The 18,053-nt window shown below is 28.3% G+C and carries 18 protein-coding genes; 16 read left to right on the top strand and 2 right to left on the bottom strand.

What is annotated here, in order from left to right; translation table 11 throughout:
• Positions 1 to 6: 6 nt before the first annotated feature.
• Positions 7 to 615, top strand: a complete 609-nt coding sequence (locus psyc5s11_RS23785; protein WP_224034942.1) for a YczE/YyaS/YitT family protein — start codon at positions 7 to 9, stop codon at positions 613 to 615.
• 189 nt (positions 616 to 804) lie between these two features.
• Here psyc5s11_RS23785 and melA read toward each other — a convergent pair whose 3' ends face one another.
• Positions 805 to 2,130, bottom strand: coding sequence for an alpha-glucosidase/alpha-galactosidase (gene melA / locus psyc5s11_RS23780; RefSeq protein ID WP_224034941.1), 1,326 nt, complete (start codon positions 2,128 to 2,130; stop codon positions 805 to 807).
• A 219-nt stretch (positions 2,131 to 2,349) separates the two neighbouring features.
• Here melA and psyc5s11_RS23775 point away from each other — a divergent pair, with 219 nt between their 5' ends.
• Positions 2,350 to 3,183, top strand: coding sequence for an AraC family transcriptional regulator (locus tag psyc5s11_RS23775; protein WP_224034940.1), 834 nt, complete (start codon positions 2,350 to 2,352; stop codon positions 3,181 to 3,183).
• Between the two features lie 163 nt (positions 3,184 to 3,346).
• Here psyc5s11_RS23775 and psyc5s11_RS23770 read toward each other — a convergent pair whose 3' ends face one another.
• A complete protein-coding gene (locus tag psyc5s11_RS23770) occupies positions 3,347 to 5,536 on the bottom strand; it encodes an alpha-galactosidase (protein WP_224034939.1) in 2,190 nt (729 codons plus the stop codon).
• A gap of 202 nt (positions 5,537 to 5,738) precedes the next feature.
• Between psyc5s11_RS23770 and psyc5s11_RS23765 the strand changes: the two genes are divergently transcribed.
• From psyc5s11_RS23765 to psyc5s11_RS23700, 14 genes are all read left to right on the top strand, one after another.
• The gene (locus tag psyc5s11_RS23765) at positions 5,739 to 5,879 is read left to right on the top strand and encodes a hypothetical protein (RefSeq protein WP_224034938.1); all 141 of its coding nucleotides are present in this window, start codon (positions 5,739 to 5,741) and stop codon (positions 5,877 to 5,879) included.
• 96 nt (positions 5,880 to 5,975) lie between these two features.
• A complete protein-coding gene (locus tag psyc5s11_RS23760) occupies positions 5,976 to 7,532 on the top strand; it encodes an alkaline phosphatase (RefSeq protein WP_224034937.1) in 1,557 nt (518 codons plus the stop codon).
• Positions 7,533 to 7,631: 99 nt separating this feature from the next.
• The gene (locus psyc5s11_RS23755; protein WP_224034936.1) at positions 7,632 to 8,762 is read left to right on the top strand and encodes a YibE/F family protein; all 1,131 of its coding nucleotides are present in this window, start codon (positions 7,632 to 7,634) and stop codon (positions 8,760 to 8,762) included.
• Positions 8,763 to 9,213: 451 nt separating this feature from the next.
• Positions 9,214 to 9,696, top strand: coding sequence for a flavodoxin family protein (locus tag psyc5s11_RS23750; RefSeq protein WP_224034935.1), 483 nt, complete (start codon positions 9,214 to 9,216; stop codon positions 9,694 to 9,696).
• A gap of 36 nt (positions 9,697 to 9,732) precedes the next feature.
• Positions 9,733 to 10,254, top strand: a complete 522-nt coding sequence (locus psyc5s11_RS23745; protein ID WP_224034934.1) for a nitroreductase family protein — start codon at positions 9,733 to 9,735, stop codon at positions 10,252 to 10,254.
• 200 nt (positions 10,255 to 10,454) lie between these two features.
• The gene (gene cysK, locus psyc5s11_RS23740) at positions 10,455 to 11,390 is read left to right on the top strand and encodes a cysteine synthase A (protein WP_224034933.1); all 936 of its coding nucleotides are present in this window, start codon (positions 10,455 to 10,457) and stop codon (positions 11,388 to 11,390) included.
• A 178-nt stretch (positions 11,391 to 11,568) separates the two neighbouring features.
• The gene (locus psyc5s11_RS23735) at positions 11,569 to 12,285 is read left to right on the top strand and encodes a PadR family transcriptional regulator (protein ID WP_224034932.1); all 717 of its coding nucleotides are present in this window, start codon (positions 11,569 to 11,571) and stop codon (positions 12,283 to 12,285) included.
• Between the two features lie 84 nt (positions 12,286 to 12,369).
• Positions 12,370 to 13,116, top strand: a complete 747-nt coding sequence (locus tag psyc5s11_RS23730; RefSeq protein WP_224034931.1) for an ABC transporter ATP-binding protein — start codon at positions 12,370 to 12,372, stop codon at positions 13,114 to 13,116.
• Positions 13,117 to 13,128: 12 nt separating this feature from the next.
• Positions 13,129 to 13,875 (top strand): ABC transporter permease, encoded by a 747-nt coding sequence (locus psyc5s11_RS23725; RefSeq protein WP_224034930.1) that lies wholly within the window; start codon positions 13,129 to 13,131, stop codon positions 13,873 to 13,875.
• Positions 13,875 to 14,894 (top strand): ABC transporter permease, encoded by a 1,020-nt coding sequence (locus psyc5s11_RS23720; protein ID WP_224034929.1) that lies wholly within the window; start codon positions 13,875 to 13,877, stop codon positions 14,892 to 14,894. The genes psyc5s11_RS23725 and psyc5s11_RS23720 overlap by 1 nt, the downstream gene beginning before the upstream one ends.
• Before the next feature lie 55 nt (positions 14,895 to 14,949).
• On the top strand, positions 14,950 to 15,900 hold the full coding sequence (locus tag psyc5s11_RS23715) for a nucleotidyltransferase domain-containing protein (RefSeq protein WP_224034928.1): 951 nt from the start codon (positions 14,950 to 14,952) through the stop codon (positions 15,898 to 15,900).
• 240 nt (positions 15,901 to 16,140) lie between these two features.
• Complete coding sequence (locus psyc5s11_RS23710) at positions 16,141 to 16,512, top strand: GntR family transcriptional regulator (protein ID WP_224034927.1); 372 nt, start codon at positions 16,141 to 16,143, stop codon at positions 16,510 to 16,512.
• A 5-nt stretch (positions 16,513 to 16,517) separates the two neighbouring features.
• On the top strand, positions 16,518 to 17,375 hold the full coding sequence (locus psyc5s11_RS23705; RefSeq protein WP_224034926.1) for an ABC transporter ATP-binding protein: 858 nt from the start codon (positions 16,518 to 16,520) through the stop codon (positions 17,373 to 17,375).
• A 4-nt stretch (positions 17,376 to 17,379) separates the two neighbouring features.
• Positions 17,380 to 18,051 carry an ABC-2 transporter permease gene (locus psyc5s11_RS23700; RefSeq protein ID WP_224034925.1) on the top strand — a complete coding sequence of 224 codons (672 nt, stop codon included), beginning with the start codon at positions 17,380 to 17,382 and terminating at the stop codon, positions 18,049 to 18,051.
• Positions 18,052 to 18,053 lie beyond the last annotated feature (2 nt).

The raw sequence follows: 18,053 nt of genomic DNA, 5'->3' as shown, positions 1-18,053 counted from the left end.
AAATATATGAATTTTAATATAAAAAGATATATAATATTTATAATTGGAATATTAGTAATGACACTAGGTGTATCATTAACAGTTAAATCAGAAGTTGGAGCAGGGGCATATGATTCAATAAATTTTGGATTAGCAAATTTATTTAAAATAAGTGTTTCAATAGCTATATGGGTAACATCATTTATTGTTGTTATTATAGCATCAATACTACGAAGAAAGTTTCTGAAATTAACTACATTTGTAACTGCTATAATAGTAGGAATTTCTACTGATATGTGGGTAATGACGATTAAAAATATAGTCTTTAATACAATTTTTGAGAAGGTATTTGCTTTTTCCATTGGAATATGTTTAATTTCAATAGGGATTGCAATATATATTATTCCAAAGCTACCTGCAAATCCAACAGATGATTTAATGGTAGCACTTACAGAAGAAAAGGGTATAAGTATAATGAAAGCAAAATTAACAATAGATACAATATGTATTATAATTGCATTTGCTTTAAAAGGACCTATAGGCATTGGAACTATAATTGCAACAGTTTTAATAGGGCCATTGATAGATATAATAAATAAATTAATAAGAAATATATTTCCCCAATATATTGAATAAAAAATAATAGATTGTTTATAAATATGACTTTTATAAACAATCTATTATTTTGCTGTTTTTTTATTATATAGATAAACAAATCATAAACTAGATTTATACTTTGAAAGATACGCCACACTAGAAAGATTACTCCTTCTTTCGGCTGGCTATCACATAAGTACAGGATTTATCTATGGTTCATTCACACAATTATTTATGGAAGTCCATCATGTAATCCCCATGTGCGTCTATCATTTCATCACACATTTTCAAAATATCATCAATAGATAATTCAGCAGCGGTATGTGGATCCATCATAGCAGCTTGATATAGTTTACTTCTATCTTTTGTTACTGCTGCTTCAATTGCTAATAATTGAGCACTTATATTATTAATATTCATAGCTGCAAGTTGTGTTGGTAGTTTACCTACATGAGTTGGATGAATTCCCATAGCATCTACCATGCAAGGAACTTCTACACATGCATCAGCTGGCAAATTATCAATAAGTCCTGTATTTATAACATTTCCACCTATTTTATATGGTATATTTGTTATAATTGCTTCCATTATATAAGAAGCATATTCATGAGAACGTTCATGTGTGATTTTACCATTTTGTAATATTTCATTTTTTTCTTTTTGCCAGCCTTCAATTTGTTCTATACATCTTCTTGGATATTCATCTAATGGAATATTGAATTTCTCAATTAATTCTGGATATTTTGATTTAATAAAGAATGGATTATATTCTGCATTATGTTCACTTGACTCAGTACAGTAATATCCAAGATGCTTAATATATTCATAACGTACCATGTCCTTATGCTTTTCTTCTCCAGAATTTTTTAATGCTGCTCTTTTTCTAATTTCAGGATATAGATCATTACCATCTTTATCGTATATTTCAAGTAGCCATCCCATATGATTAATACCAGCAATTAATTCTTTTCTTCCTTCTAATTTATCTTCCATGTCTAAGTCTTTTAATAAATTTTCGGAACATACTTGAACACTATGGCAAAGACCAATTGTTTTTACTTTAGTAAAACGCTGCATAAATCCAGTAAGCATAGCCATTGGATTTGTATAATTTAAGAAAAATGCATCTGGACAAACTTCTTCCATATCTTTTGCGAAATCAGCCATAACAGGAATTGTTCTAAGAGCTCTCATAATTCCACCAATTCCCATTGTATCTGCAATTGTTTGTTTCAAACCATATTTGTTGGGAATTTCAAAATCAGTAATTGTACAAGGATCATATCCTCCTACTTGAATTGCATTAACAACAAATGTTGCATCGTTAAGAGCAGCTTTTCGATTTTCTACACCTAAGAAACATTTGATTTTTGCTCTTTCTTCATTTATATTTTTGTTGATTGCATTTAATATTATTTCACTTTCTTTTAATCTCTCCTCATCAATATCATAAAGAGCAATTTCACTTTCACATAGTGCTTCGCTGCACATACAATCTCCTAATACATTCCTTGCAAATACAGTACTTCCAGCTCCCATAAATGTAATTTTCATTCACTTGTCCTCCTTAAATTCTTTTGATTTTATCATAAGTTAATTATATAATTGTAAATGTATACTTTCTATGTTCTATGTTTCAAAAAGTTGTCGTTATGTTGAATGTTTTCAATATTACCATGAAATAAAATAATCTATATAATCTAGACTTTGTTAGATAGTTTCAATTATCAATTTTCACGAAATAAAAAAACACTACTAAAGGAGACTAATAAAATGCAAAATAAGATAGAATTTACTTCGCAAAATAAATTAAGTGGTGCATTAACTATATATTATGGTGGTTCAGAAATATGTTCATCTTCTCATTCTTTTGGTCCTGCCATTCGTCCTCACTATTTGTTACACTATGTTCTAAATGGAAAAGGAAGCTATTATGTGAATAATAAATGCTATAAATTACAAAAAGGAGAGGGTTTTCTAATTTGTCCTGGAGAATCTACTTATTATAAAGCAGATATAGAAGATCCATGGGAGTATTGTTGGATTAGCTTTGATGGATATGAAGCTAGTAATATTCTGAAAAAATGTGGTTTATCAAAAGATAATTTGATTTTTAAAGATTATAGTGGAGGAAATTTTAAAGAGAATTTGCTTTCTTTGATTCATAATAATGAAGATAATAATAGCAATGAATTTGCTTTACTTGGGCAATTGTATTTATGTTTTTCTAGTATATATGATCAAATTAATTTAAAAGAAAAAAACATATGTGAATCTTATTTTGATAAAGCACTTGATTATATTTATAATAATTTTAGTTATGATATTAAGATAAGTGATATAGCCAAATGTGTTAGAATTGATAGAACTTATTTATATAAATTATTTATACAAGAACTTAAAATTTCTCCGCAGAAATATCTTATTTCTTTTCGCTTAAGTGTTGCTGTAAATTTATTAGAAACTACCAAATTGAATATAACAGAAATCTCTTATTCCTGTGGATTTAAAGACACACCTACTTTTTATAAGCACTTTAAAAAACAATTCAATATTACACCTGTCCAGTATAGAAAAAGTAATACTAATTACATTAAATTACCTTAGAAATGATATAAGATATAATCGAATCCATTAATGCGCTATTTTTTCATATGACTAAGAAAATTAATAGAAAAATAAAAGTACTTCAAAAGGATTAAAAAATCAGTTTGAAGTACTTTTTTTATTCGTGTAGTTTAAATGGATATACGTTAATTAGCTAAGTAGTTTAATTTGCTTTTAGGATCCAAGTAATGCTTTGATAATCACCTTCTAAGTCAGGTATAGTAATACCCCCATACATAAGTTCATCTCCACCAAATACTCCGTAAGTTTCAGTAATTGAGTAGTTTTTATCTGGATCTAATCCTTTGAAATGTAATTTTCTTATTGGTTCATTTGGAGATCCTAGAACTCTAAAATATGTCACAAAAGCTTCTGTTTTATCTTCTGATACAATTATCCAAGAGGCTTCATTTCCTGTGAATGGATTTAGTAATCTATACATATCTCCAAATTGGATAAGCTCTCTTAAATCTTTATAAGACTCTATCTGCTTTTTTACAGTGTCTTTTTCTTCATCAGTAAATTTAGTAAGATCAAGCTCATATCCGAAGTTACCTGACATTGCAACATCGCCTCTCATTTTAAGAGAAGTTTTTCTGTGAACTTGGTGATTTGGAATAGCTGATACATGTGATCCCATAGTACTAATTGGATAAACAATACTAGTACCATATTGAATTTTTAATCTTTCTACAGCATCAGTATCATCACTTGTCCAAATTTGAGGCATGTAATATAAAATACCTGCATCAAATCTTCCGCCACCACCAGAGCAACCTTCAAATAATATATTTGGAAAAGCTGATGTAAGTTTTTCATATATTTTATATAAACCTAACATATACCTATGAGCAGTTTCTCTTTGTCTTTCTGGAGGGAGGCAAGGAGATCCTATTTCTGTCATATTTCTATTCATATCCCATTTAACATAACTAATATTAACAGAACTTAAAATAGCAGATAGGGAATTTATAATATAGTCACATACATCTTCGCGAGATAGATCTAATACTAGTTGTTGTCTTGCTTCTGTGCGATATCTTCCAGGGACATGAAGGCACCAATCAGGATGTGATCTATATAAATCACTATCAGGTGAGACCATTTCAGGTTCAAACCATAAACCGAATTGTAAATCTAAATAATTTATAGTATTAGCTAAATCATCCAATCCATTAGGAAGTTTTTTTGTATCAACAACCCAATCACCTAAAGAAGAATTGTCATTATCTCTTTTGCCAAACCAACCATCATCAAGAACAAAAAGTTCAATTCCAAGATCTTTTGCACTTTTACCAATACTCTCAATTTTATCAGCATTGAAGTCAAAATAAGTAGCTTCCCAGTTGTTTACAAGGATAGGTCTAGTCTTGTCTCTGTAAGCACCTCTGCATAATCTTTTTCTATATAATTTATGGTAGGTTCTTGACATTTCACCTAAACCATTTGAAGAATAAACCATTACCACTTCAGGTGTTTGAAAACTTTCATTTGATTTTAGCAGCCAAGAAAAATCAAATGGATTTATACCAAGTGATACCCTTGTAGTTTTAAATTGATCAACTTCAGCTTGTGCTAGGAAATTACCACTGTATACTAAATTAAATCCATAGACATCACCATGTTCTTCAGTAGCATCTTTGCCAAGTAATGCAATAAAAGGATTTTGATTATGACTGCTTGATCCACGTCTGCTTTCTACTGATTGATTTCCAATTAGTAAAGGTGTTCTTTCAATATGTCTTTCTCTTGCCCAACTACCATGAAGATGTAAAAAATCATAATCACAATTGTTAAAATCTATACTCATGCTTAAAGCTCTTAATAATTTCAAATCTTCATTACCACTATTTATAAACTTTACATTTCTTGTTATAGCATCATAATTTTCATAAGCTGTATAAGATAAAATTACTTTAAGTCCAATTAAGGAATCAAACATTACTATTTCTAAAGTTTGAGCTTCAGCATCATCTTCAACATAAGTTGCTGGAAGATTTTCTAATTTTGGTTTCCCGTTTATTATCGTGTGTGATTCATATCTAAGGTCAGTTATAGTTGTCCCATTTTCAAGCTGAATTGAATAAGCGGGAGTACGAAAATCACTAGTCCCATAAGAAGGATATTCTTGTGGGAGAGTATCAAGGGAAAGCATACAATTACTAGGAGTAGGATTTGGAGAAAATGAACACCTTTCTTTAATGGCTAATAGATTATTGCAATTAAAGTTTCTTAATTTTCGTCCAAAATAAAGATGTGATAAATAACCATCTTCATGGATTTGTAAGATATAACTAGTATTTTTTGCGATTAAGTTAAAAGATTTTGTATTGTTATCATATATAATACTCATATTAATTCCTCCAATGTAATTAAAATTTAATATTTAAAAAAAAAATTATTTCAAATATAATTATAAAGTTATTTAAAGAAAATGAAATGGCTAAAAGTGTAGGACTTAATAAAAATTATTTTAGCACATTTTTTAATGGAAATATGGCGTAACACCTCAATAGTATATAGTAAAATTCAAAATAAATAAAGCATGTGAGCTTATGAGAAATCGTGGATTAACTATAAGTGATATCTCAAGTTCAGTAGGATATGATGATACACTTGGGTTTTCTAAAATATTTAAAAAGGAAAAAATTATATATCCTAAAAATTACAATAAAAAGATAATTTCAACAATTTAACATTCATTTTACACCTAATTTACAAAGTAATAAAACTCTGTTAACTTTGGAAGACTATTATAAATCTAAAGATTTATAATTAAAGGGGATGTATTAATGAATAAAACAGCTAAAAAAATAATGGGAGCTATGTTAGCTTTATCAATGATATTAGGGGTAGGGTATACCGTAAATAATCAAATAAATCCACAGCCTGTAGTAGCTGCAACAGATTCAGCAGTTAAATATAGTGGGAAAACTCCTAAATATGTATTTATGTTTATTGGGGATGGTATGAGTTTTCCACAAATTCAAGCAGCTCAGTATTATAAAGGTGTAGAGGAACATGGAGCAATTGATGCAAAAAAAGGTAATTATCCAAATCCAGAAAAGTTATCATTTATGAATTTTCCAGTTACAGGGACAGTAACAACTTATGACTCTACATCATTATGTCCAGATTCAGCATCAACAGCTACAGCGCTTTCAACTGGTAATAAAACATTAAGCAGTGTAATTAATATGGATGAGACAAAAACAAAATCTTATGAAACAATAACAGAAAAGTTAAAAAAACAATTAGGATATAAGATAGGAATAGTATCATCAGTAAATATAGACCATGCAACTCCAGGTGCATATTATGCTCATGTACCAGCTAGAAGTGAGTATTATAGTATGGGACTTCAACTTGTAGATTCTAACTTTGATTATTTTGCTGGTGGAAAATTTTTATCAGATGATTCTAAAGAAGTAAAAGAGCAAGGAAAAACTAAAATAGGCGAGTTAGCAAAAGAGAAGGGATATACAGTAGTTAATACAAAGGCAGATATAGAAAAGTTAAAAAAAGGTGATAAGGCAATTGCAGTTTGCCCAGATGATCAAGTTGAAAAAGAAAGTGGAGCAATAAAATACAGCTTAGACCGCATCGGAGATGAATTCACATTAGCAGATTATACTAAAAAGGGTATAGAAGTTTTGGATAATGATAAAGGATTCTTCATGATGGTTGAAGGTGGAAAAATTGACTGGGCTGGTCATGCTAATGATGCAGCATCAAACATTCATGATACAGAAGCATTTGGCGATGCAGTACAAGAAGCAATTAACTTCTATAATGCGCATCCAGATGAAACACTTATATTAGTAACTGGAGATCATGAAACAGGTGGACTTACAATAGGATTTGCAGGAACAAATTATGATACTTATTTACAAAATTTATCTAATCAAAAGGTATCATACACACAATTTGATAGAAGTGTTGCAAAATTCAGAGAAAACAAAACATCATTTGATGATGCAATGAAATCTGTTGAAGCTAACTTTGGTCTTAAAAGAGCTGGATCAACTGGAGAATCAACAAAAGGTGGAATGATACTCACATCATCAGAAGAAGCAAAAATTAAAGCTGCCTATGAAAAGAGTATGGTTCCAAAAGATAGTAGAAAATTAAATGAAGATGAAAATGTAATGTATGGAACTTATGAACCATTTTCAGTGACATTAACACATATCTTAAACAATAAATCAGGGATTTCATTTAGTTCATATTCTCATACAGGAATACCTGTAGCTATGATGGCAAAAGGACAAGGACAAGATTTATTTGCAGGGTATTATGATAATACAAATGTTTTTGATAAGATTAAGTCTATAACTAAAGTAAAATAAAATTTGATAGTTAAGAATTGGGAGTTAAGAATTAGGCATTGATATTTTCTTCATTCTAAATTCTTAACTTTCAATTAACATAAAAAGGAGAATGCTAAATTGTTTAAGGATTTTCATAGACGTAATACAATTCCAATTGTAGTAACATTAATAGCAATAATTTTGCTTATATGTTTACCTAATAAATTTCCACAAAAGACATATGACAATACTGAGAGAGTAGCTGCAAGGGTATTGAGTACAGATGAGAGTTTTATTAAGGATACAGGGCTTATAAAAATTGGGGAGCAGTTATGTGATGTAGAGATACTTGAAGGAAAATTTAAAGGAAAGATAACTAAAGGAACTAATTTATTAGCAGGATCTCTTGAACAAGATAAAATATTTCAAGTCGGGGATAAAATATTAGTTACTTTAGATTATGAAGGGGATGAAATTAGAGTAGCAACTCTTGTAGATCATTATAGACTTAATTATGAAATTTTACTTGTAGCTATTTTTGTAATTGTACTTATTGGTTTCGCAGGAGTAGTGGGCATAAAATCAATTTTATCTTTTATATTTACAGTCCTAGCTATGTGGAAGGTTTTAATACCTTTATTTTTGCAAGGATATAATCCGGTAATAGTAGGCGTAATAACAACGATGATATTAATAATTACAATAATAGTATTGGTTTATGGAATAGATAAAAAATCATTAGCTGCAATAATTGGATCATTGTCTGGTGCACTTGTGACGTGTTTTATGGCTTTGTTTTTTGTAAGTAAATTTAAAATTCATGGGGCAGTTATGTCATATTCAGAATCTCTTTTATATTCGGGATATGAGAATTTAAATCTTACGCAAATATTCATAGCTAGTATATTCATAGCATCTTCTGGAGCTGTTATGGATGTAGCAGTAGATATAACATCAGCAGTTGCAGAGGTAATAGAGAAAAAGCCGAGTATAACAAAGAGAGAAGCTATTAAGTCAGGAATAAATGTTGGTCGATCAATTATGGGTACAATGATGACAACATTGCTATTAGCATATTCAGGTGGATATATTGGATTGCTTATGGTATTCATGGCGCAAGGCACACCTATAATAAATATTCTAAATTTAAAGTATGTGTCTTCTGAAATACTACATACTTTAATTGGTAGCTTTGGTCTTGTAACAGTAGCTCCATTTACAGCATTAGCAAGTGGATTTTTGTTAGCTGGGAAAGATGAAAAATCTTAAATGATAGAGAAGAATTTTGAGAATAAGGTAGAGGTTTTGAGATAAGTAGTATAAATTCAATTTATAGATTTAACTATTTAGTAAAAAAATTATTAATTAGGTTGAAAATATATTAAATAATAAATAGAAAAAATGTGCTTCAAAATGATTAGAAAAATCAGCTTTAAGCACATTTTTTTATATATGGTGGTATAATAAAAAAAATATGTTATTCACCTTAAGGCACAATCAAAAAAATAACAAGTCCATTTGCCAGCCTATTTTCCATCATCCTGCGTCGGCAAATTGACCTAATAGGCCTGCTATGAGGGCAATTCGTCTCCTTGCCTGATGAAAAATATTCAGGGCAACGTTGGACGTGTTATTTATTTTCATGTGCCTAATAATATTTAAATAGTAATTTTTTATATGGTTTAAAGGTGTAGTTTATTATATATGGAGGGCTTTATAAATGAAAATATCAATACTATATAGTAGTAAAACAGGGAAAACTGAAAGAGTAGCAAAATTAATTGAGGAAGGAGTAAAAAGAGTTCAAGGAATAGAAGTTAAAGCTATGAATTTAAATGAAATTGATAAAGAATTTATAGATGATTCAAAGGGAATTATTTTTGGAACGCCTACATATTATGCAAATATGTCCTGGGAAATGAAGAAATGGATAGATGAATCATCAAGTTTTAATTTAGAAGGAAAACTTGGAGCTGCATTTTCAACAGCTAATTCAATTGCCGGAGGTTCAGATATAGCATTACTTGCAATTTTAAATCATCTTATGGTAAAAGGAATGTTAGTATATTCAGGAGGAGTTGCATTTGGAAAACCAAAGACTCATTTAGGGTATGTACACATAAATGAAATAGTAGAAAATGAAGATGAAAATGCAAGAATATTTGGTGAAAGAATTGCAAAAAAGGTTAGTCAAATATTTTAGTAGATTATTATAAATATATGAAATGGAGATGTTATTATGAGCGAAGTATTACAAAATATATTAACAAGAAGAAGTGTAAGAGAATTTAAGGAAGAACAAATAAAAGATGAAGAGTTAGATTTAATTTTAAAAGCTGGAACATATGCACCAAGTGGTATGAATAAACAAAGCTGGCAATTTACTGTTGTTCAAAACAAAGAAAAAATAGAATTACTTGCAAAAGTTGTTAGAGAAGCTTTAGGAAGAGATGCAGGATATAATTTTTATGCACCTCCAACTTTAATAATGCTATCAAATGATAAGGACAATGCAAATGGACTTGCAGATTGTGCTTGTGCCCTTGAAAATATATTTTTAATGGCAAATTCATTAGAAATAGGCTCATGTTGGATAAATCAGTTGAAAACTATTTGTGATGAAAAAGAAGTAAGGGAAGTATTAACAAGCTTTGGAATACCTGAAAATCATATTGTTTGGGGAATGGCAGCCATTGGATATCCTAATAGTGTAGCTAAAGAGCATGAAAGAAATGGTGGAGTTATTAAATTTGTAAAATAAATAACTTTAATTTTGAGAGTATCATAGAAATGGTACTCTTTTTTTGCTATAAATAAATTGCAATAAAATCAATAAACGGTAGTGATATTTTTGTTGATATAAAAGTTTAAAAAACTATTGACTATATACAAATAGAAGAATATACTAATAACATAGTAAACAGATAAGAATTATGAGAGAAAAAATAAGGAGTGGTTAAAATGTCAAAAATATATAAGAATTTAGCAGAACTAGTAGGTAAGACACCATTATTAGAAGTAACTAATTATAGTGAAGGTAAAGATTTAAAAGCTAATATATTAGCTAAATTAGAATATTTTAATCCAGCAGGAAGTGTTAAGGATAGAATTGCAAAAGCTATGATTGAAGATGGTGAAAATAAAGGATTATTAAAACCAGGTTCAGTAATAATAGAACCAACTAGTGGTAATACAGGAATTGGAATTGCATCTATAGGAACTGCAAAAGGATATAAAGTTATAATTGTTATGCCAGAAACAATGAGTGTTGAAAGACGTAGTCTTATAAAAGCTTTTGGTGCTGAAATAGTTTTAACAGAAGGTGCAAAAGGAATGAAGGGAGCAATAGCTAAGGCGGATGAGTTAGCTGCTGAAACTCCAAATTCATTTATACCAGGACAATTTAAAAATCCAGCGAATCCAGAAGTACACAAAAACACAACAGGTCCTGAAATTTGGGAAGATACTGATGGGAAGGTTGATATATTTGTAGCAGGTATTGGTACAGGCGGCACAATCACAGGGGTTGGAGAATATTTAAAATCTAAAAACCCAAATATTAAGATTGTTGCAGTAGAACCAGCTGGCTCACCAGTGTTATCAGAAGGTAAATCTGGTCCACATAAAATACAAGGAATTGGAGCAGGTTTTGTTCCAGATGTTTTAAATACAAAAATTTATGATGAAGTTATCGCTATAAAAAATGAAGATGCATTTGCTACATCTAGAGAATTATCAAAATCAGAAGGATTACTTGTTGGTATTTCATCAGGAGCTGCAACATTTGCTGCAACTGAACTAGCAAAACGTCCAGAAAATGCAGGAAAGACAATTGTAGTATTATTACCTGATACAGGAGAACGTTACTTATCAACTGGATTATTTGAAGATAAGTAGAAGTATAATATAGGTAAAACAAAGAAGTTCACCAAATTCATTTAGAAGATATTAAAAAAATCTTCTAAATGAATTTGGTGTTTTTATTTATAAAAATATTATTATTGACAATATACAATGTTGGGTATAATATAATTTTTAGAGATGAATATACAATGTTGTATATGAGGAGGAAAAAATGGTTAAAGCAATAATATTATATTATTTAAGCGTAAAAGCTACACATGGATATGAAATACAAAAGTACATTCAAACTACAGGCTTTGAAATTTGGGCTAAAGTAAAGTCAGGATCGATTTATTATGCTTTAAGTAAAATGGAGAAGAATGGCGAAGTTGAGTTAGTTAAAGAAGAAGCTAATGGATCAAGAGTGCGAAGAATTTATAAGATCACCGATAAGGGGAGAAGTGAATTAGAAAAAGTAATAAATGAGGAATTATCTAAATATCTAGTTCCAATTGGTACAGAAAAATTTATAATCCCCATGCTTATGAATAAGATAGATAAAGAAAAAGGAATCACTATTATAGATAAGCATATTAAAGAATTAAATGAAACCTTAGAGTATTGGAATTATTGGAAAGATATAAAAATAAATAATAATTCAACAGAATTAGAAAAAATATCATTTGAAATGAACATAGCGAGTATAGAAAATTCAATTAGATGGCATGAAACTTTAAAAAAAGAGTATGATATTTGTGTTAAAGAGGCAGATAAACAATATGAAATGATTAAGAACGTTGATTTTAGTGAGTTAGATGAAGTTAAAGAAGAAGGAACTAACATTGATAGTAAAAAAATTAATGAATTAAAAGATATCATTTTAAATAAACCTAAAGAAGCGAAGGAAGCTTTTGAAGAGTTATTAAGTTTATTACATAATAAAAAATAATTTTTTGCAGCAAATTAAGGCTGCAAAAAAATTATGCACTATATCCAACGTTGTATATAAAATATGGAGTAAGGAGAAAATAAAATGGAAAATATATTAAGTATTAAAAATCTAAAAAAAAGCTTTGGAGAAAATCAGGTGGTAAATGGATTAAGTTTTGACGTAAATAAAGGAGATATATTAGGACTTTTAGGGCCAAATGGAGCAGGAAAAAGTACAACAATAAATATGATAGCTATGCTTTTAGATAAAGAAAGTGGAGACGTGCTTTTTGATGGAAAGGATGTTCAAAAAAATAATATTGAATTTAAAAAATCATTAGGTTTAGTACCTCAAGATATAGCAATATTTTCAGATCTTACAGCATATGAAAATGTAAAATTCTTCTGTTCATTGTATGGAATAAAGGGGAAAGAATTAAAGGAAAGAACTAAAGATGCTTTAGAAAAGGTTGGATTATGGAATAGAAAAGATGATTTCCCAGATTCATATTCAGGAGGGATGAAAAGAAGGTTGAATATTGCTTGTTCAATTGCACATAAGCCTAAACTATTAATTATGGATGAACCAACGGTTGGAATAGATCCTCAATCAAGAAATAATATTTTAGAAGTTACGAAAGAACTTAGGGAGGAGGGGACGACGGTTATTTACACATCTCATTATATAGAAGAAGTTGAAGCTATATGTTCTAAACTTATTATTATGGATAAAGGCATAATCATAGAAGAAGGAGATAAAGAAGAAATAAAATTAAAATATAAGAAACAGGGATTAAATAATCTTGAAGAGATATTTCTCAGTTTAACTGGAACAGAATTAAGAGATTAGGAGGTCATATTAATGGATGGATTTATAATATTATTTAATTTTGGAATGAAGAAAAGAATAAAAGATTCTTTCATAATAGGTTATGGAGTTATGATGCCACTTTTCATGATAGTAATTTTAGGATACATGACATCTAATTATTACACAGGGGAAAATGGAATTAGTTCATATTACTATTATGCACTAGTTACAGCTCCACTTTGCACATTTTTAAATGCAGTAACATTAATTTATGTCGCCAGGGAAGAAAGTCTTTATAAGTGTGGTGAAAGATTTATAATAGCACCTATAAGTAATATTTCAATAGTTCTTTCAAAAATAATACCATCAACAATTTCAATAAGTATATTTAATATAATTTTAATGGCAATATGTAAATTATTATTTAAAGTAGATTTTAGAAGTAGATTTTTAGAAGTTATATTACTTTTAACAATACTTTCATTTATGTCATGTGCAATGGGAACTTTCATTGGACTATGTACAAAAGATTTTATGACAATAAAGAATTTTATAAGTACCCCTATATTAATAATGGGAGTTTTAGGTGGTTCATTCTTTCCCATAGGTTCTTTAGGGAAAGTAATGGAGACTGTTAGTTATATATCACCATTAACTTGGATTAATAAAGGAATTTTTATTATGTTAAATGATAATAGCATGAAAATATATATTATTGCATTGATTTTAACATTAAGCATAGGAATTTTATTTACTATAGGAGCTATTAAAAAGTTTAAGAAAGAGGCGTTTTTATAATGAGTATTTATTTGATTGTTAAGAATGAAATTAAGAGAAGTATGAAGAATAAAAAGAAATTAATAATAACGCTTATTGTTCCTGCAATCGCAGTGGTTCTTGCCATTTGTATAAATTCAATAATGAAACCTTCCTTAAGTTTAGGGATAATTGATAAAGACAATTCTGAAATTGGAGCAAACTTTGAGGAAAAGGTTGGAACTATAGATGGAATAAAAATAAGCCAAGCTAAAGAAGATACTATAAATACTGATTTAATTATGGCAAAATATGTGGCTACAATAGAATTTAACAAAAACAATCAAATTAAGTTGCATTGCTTAGATAATGAACTGAAAGATACTATTCAAGAAATAGTAGACAATTTTATTATTACAAAAGAAGTAATAGGACTAGAAGGTATGCTAATAAAAATGGAAAAGGAAAGTATGACTGTGGCACAAAGGAGTGTTGGATTTATATTATTAACTTTAATAGTTACTTGTGTTTTTACATCTTGTAATCTTATTAAAGACAAAGAAGAGGGAACGTTAAAAAGATATGTGTTAACTCCTAATGCACCATCAGCATATATATTAGGTAATTTTATTTTCAATTTTCTAATGACATTGTTGCAAATTATAATATCAACTTTGATAATAGGGATATTGAAGTTAGATATACATATAAATCTATGGCAATTTTTATTAATAGAAATAATAATTGCATTTATTGCATCAAGTATAGCAACTTTAATGGTAAGTCTAGTAGATACTGAACTTAAAGCTAGTTTAATAGCTTCATCATTTGGACTTATTATATCCTTACTTGGAGGTTCATTTTTACCATTAGAGAAAATGCCAAATGGAATAAAACTACTTAGTGATTTTTCAATAACTAAGTGGATAATTGTATTTACGAAATCATTGGAAAGCAAATTGTATATATTACAAGATATTATACCTATAATAATAATTGTATTAATGTCAATTACCTTTATATCTACATCTTTAGTACTCGGAAAAAGAAAATTTGTTTAATATATTGCTAAGATTGGATATAATAAATAATATAGGAATAAAGAGTAGGTGTAAAATGGAAGATGGTATATTAATAGATAAACTCAAACAAATAAAAGGCATAGTAGCAATTTCTCAATTTGGAAGCTATGGTACAGAATTTTGGGTCAAAGACAGAAGCGATATTGATATAGCTGTAATAGTAATTTCAGAAATTTCATATATGGATACGCTATCTAAAGAAGATGATATTTTGCCTATATTAGAAGAATATTATAATTACAATAAAATACATTTAACTTTCATATTATTTAAAGAATTTGACAATAAGTATGCTAAATTAGCTATTGACAGTAGAGAACAGTTTATTATAAATGAAGAATTATGGTTCGATTTTCAACACTATGTGTTGAAGTACCTTAGAAATAACGAAGTACTTCAAAAAACACTAAATATAGATGAACAATATAGTTATTTTGGAGGTATTATAGATGAATCCTTATTATGTAATGAAGGAAATCCGACTCACATGCGTTCACTGGATAAGTTTGAGGAACCAAATATAAAATTTGGACTCTCACTTAAGAAAGAAAAGTTTTTAGATAAATATAAAAGTGCAAATCAAACAATGGAAGATTTAAAATATGCACTCAATAAATACAGAAAAGATAATGACAGAATAACGCGAAGAGCAATATTTGCATATTTCCAAGACTTTTGTGAATTTGTAGTAGACATGTGTGAAAGTTATATAATAGTGAATAATGGGAAAGTAGATAGCACTTTTTCAGCTATGAAGCTTATAGAAAAATCTCATGAAATGGGATTTTTTGATGAAATATTAAAAGATTATTTATCTATTAGCGTGAAATTAAGAAATAGATATACTCATGATTATTACAAAAGAGAGAGTAGTGAAAAGCAAATAGAAGAATTTTGTTATTCTAAAATTTTATATTTAGATATTTTTTTAGAAAGTAGTAAGGATAATGTAATACTTAAATATAAAGAAAATGTACAAAATTAAAACAAAAGTATTATTATGAATACACTGGATTAGTTGAAAGATAATTTAGTTTAAATTAGAAACTATAAATATTAATGTATAAATGGAGCTTTAAAATAATTTGTGAATTATTTTAGAGCTCCATTTTGTGTTTATTTTTGAATAAGATGAAAAATTTTCTAAAGAAAATATTGACAAAACTGTTCATACTGTTTATATTGTATATATACAGTATGAACACCAAGGAGGTGAAGCAATAATTTGAGAATATTACTTTCTAATAAATCTGATTTACCTATTTATGAGCAGATAAAAGCTCAAATGAAAGAACAAATTTTAAATGGTATCATTCCTGAAAATGATTTTTTACCATCTATAAGACAACTTGCAAAAGATTTAGGCATAAGTGTAATTACAACCACAAGAGCTTATTCAGATCTTGAAAGTGAAGGTTTTATTGCAACTGTTAGGGGAAAAGGGAGTTATGTACTTCCTAAAGATAATGAAATGGTAAGAGAACAGTACTTAAAGGAAATTGAAGATGCCTTAATGATTGCAATTGAAAAAAGTAAGTTAGCCAATATATCAAATGATGAACTTATGTTAATTTGGAAGAATTTAATTGAGGAGTGATACTCGTGAATGCACTTGAAATAAAAAACTTAAATAAAAACCTTAATGGTTTTAGTCTTAAAAATATAAATCTAGAATTGCCAAAAGGATATATTTTAGGATATATAGGACAAAATGGAGCTGGTAAAACAACTACAATAAAACTTATTATGAATCAATTAAAACGTAATAGTGGAGAAATAAGAGTATTTGGTAAAGAATATGAAGATGACGAAGCTGGATATAAAGATATGATAGGTTTTATTGGAGATGAGTGCTATTTTCCAACATGCTTTACATTAAAAGATATAATTAATACTTTGAAGGATTTCTATTCTTCCTTTGATGAAGTTAAATTTAGAGAATATGCTGAAAAATGGGGACTTCCTTATAAGAAGAAAATTAAGGAATTTTCAAAAGGAATGAAAGCTAAACTATCTTTTGCAAGTATTTTATCAAGAGATACTAAATTGCTTCTATTAGATGAACCAACTAGTGGACTTGATCCTGTAGTTAGAAGTGAAGTTTTAGAAATATTACAAGAGTATATATCAGATGGTGAAAGAAGTGTTATATTTTCAACTCATATTATGAGTGATTTAGAAAAAATAACTGATTATCTTTATTTTATTAATAATGGAGAAAAGGTATTTTACGATACAACAGAAAATGTATTAGAAAACCATTTAGTTGTAAAAGGTGGAACAGAAGATTTAAAAGCAGAAGTAAAAGAAAAGTTAATTGGATATAAATCTTCCCATATTGGATTTGAAGGATTAATTTATTCAAAGGATAAGAAATATTTAGATGAAAAGTTATTATTTGAAAAACCTTCTATGGATGATATTGTAGTCTTTTATATTAATGGAGCAAGGAGGAATTAATATAATGGATGCAATAAAGTATCTTAAACTTGATTTTCGTATTATGAAAGAAAAAAAACAATATATATATTTAGTTTTAATTCCAGTCTTTATGGGTATTATGCTAAATTATTGGGAATTTGGGATAACAGGTTTATTAGTTTTTGTAATGATATATATAGGATTTCCTTTTAGTAATGAAAATGCTGATAAATTAGAGAAGATGTATGGTTTATTACCATGCAAACCAGATAGCATGGTATTAGGAAGATTTATATATTTGAATATTATGATGATAATAACTATTTTGATATGTTTTGGGACAGGAATATATTATTTTACTAGAAATACATTTGAAATGTTAACTATGGTAGATATGGTTGTAGCAGTAGTTCTTTCAGTAATACTTAATTTTTTTAGTTATCCAATATATTATAAAGCTCAATTGGAAAAAAACAATATGATGAAGACAGCTGTAATTCTTATTATTTCAATAGTGATATTTTTAATGACGTTACTTATTCCAGCAGAGTTAGCAATGATAAATTCAGTATATAGTAATGAATTAATTTCTATAGGAAGCTTTATTGTAAGAAATAGAAGGTTATTTATAAGTGTAGCAATATCCATTCTTCTAGTATTAGGATATATAACTTATTTATGTTCATGTAGAATTTGCAGAAAAAAAGAGGTTTAGTA

It is taken from the genome of Clostridium gelidum, assembly GCF_019977655.1.
In the GTDB taxonomy this organism is placed as follows: domain Bacteria; phylum Bacillota; class Clostridia; order Clostridiales; family Clostridiaceae; genus Clostridium; species Clostridium gelidum.
This window is presented reverse-complemented; position numbering and strand designations above follow the sequence as displayed.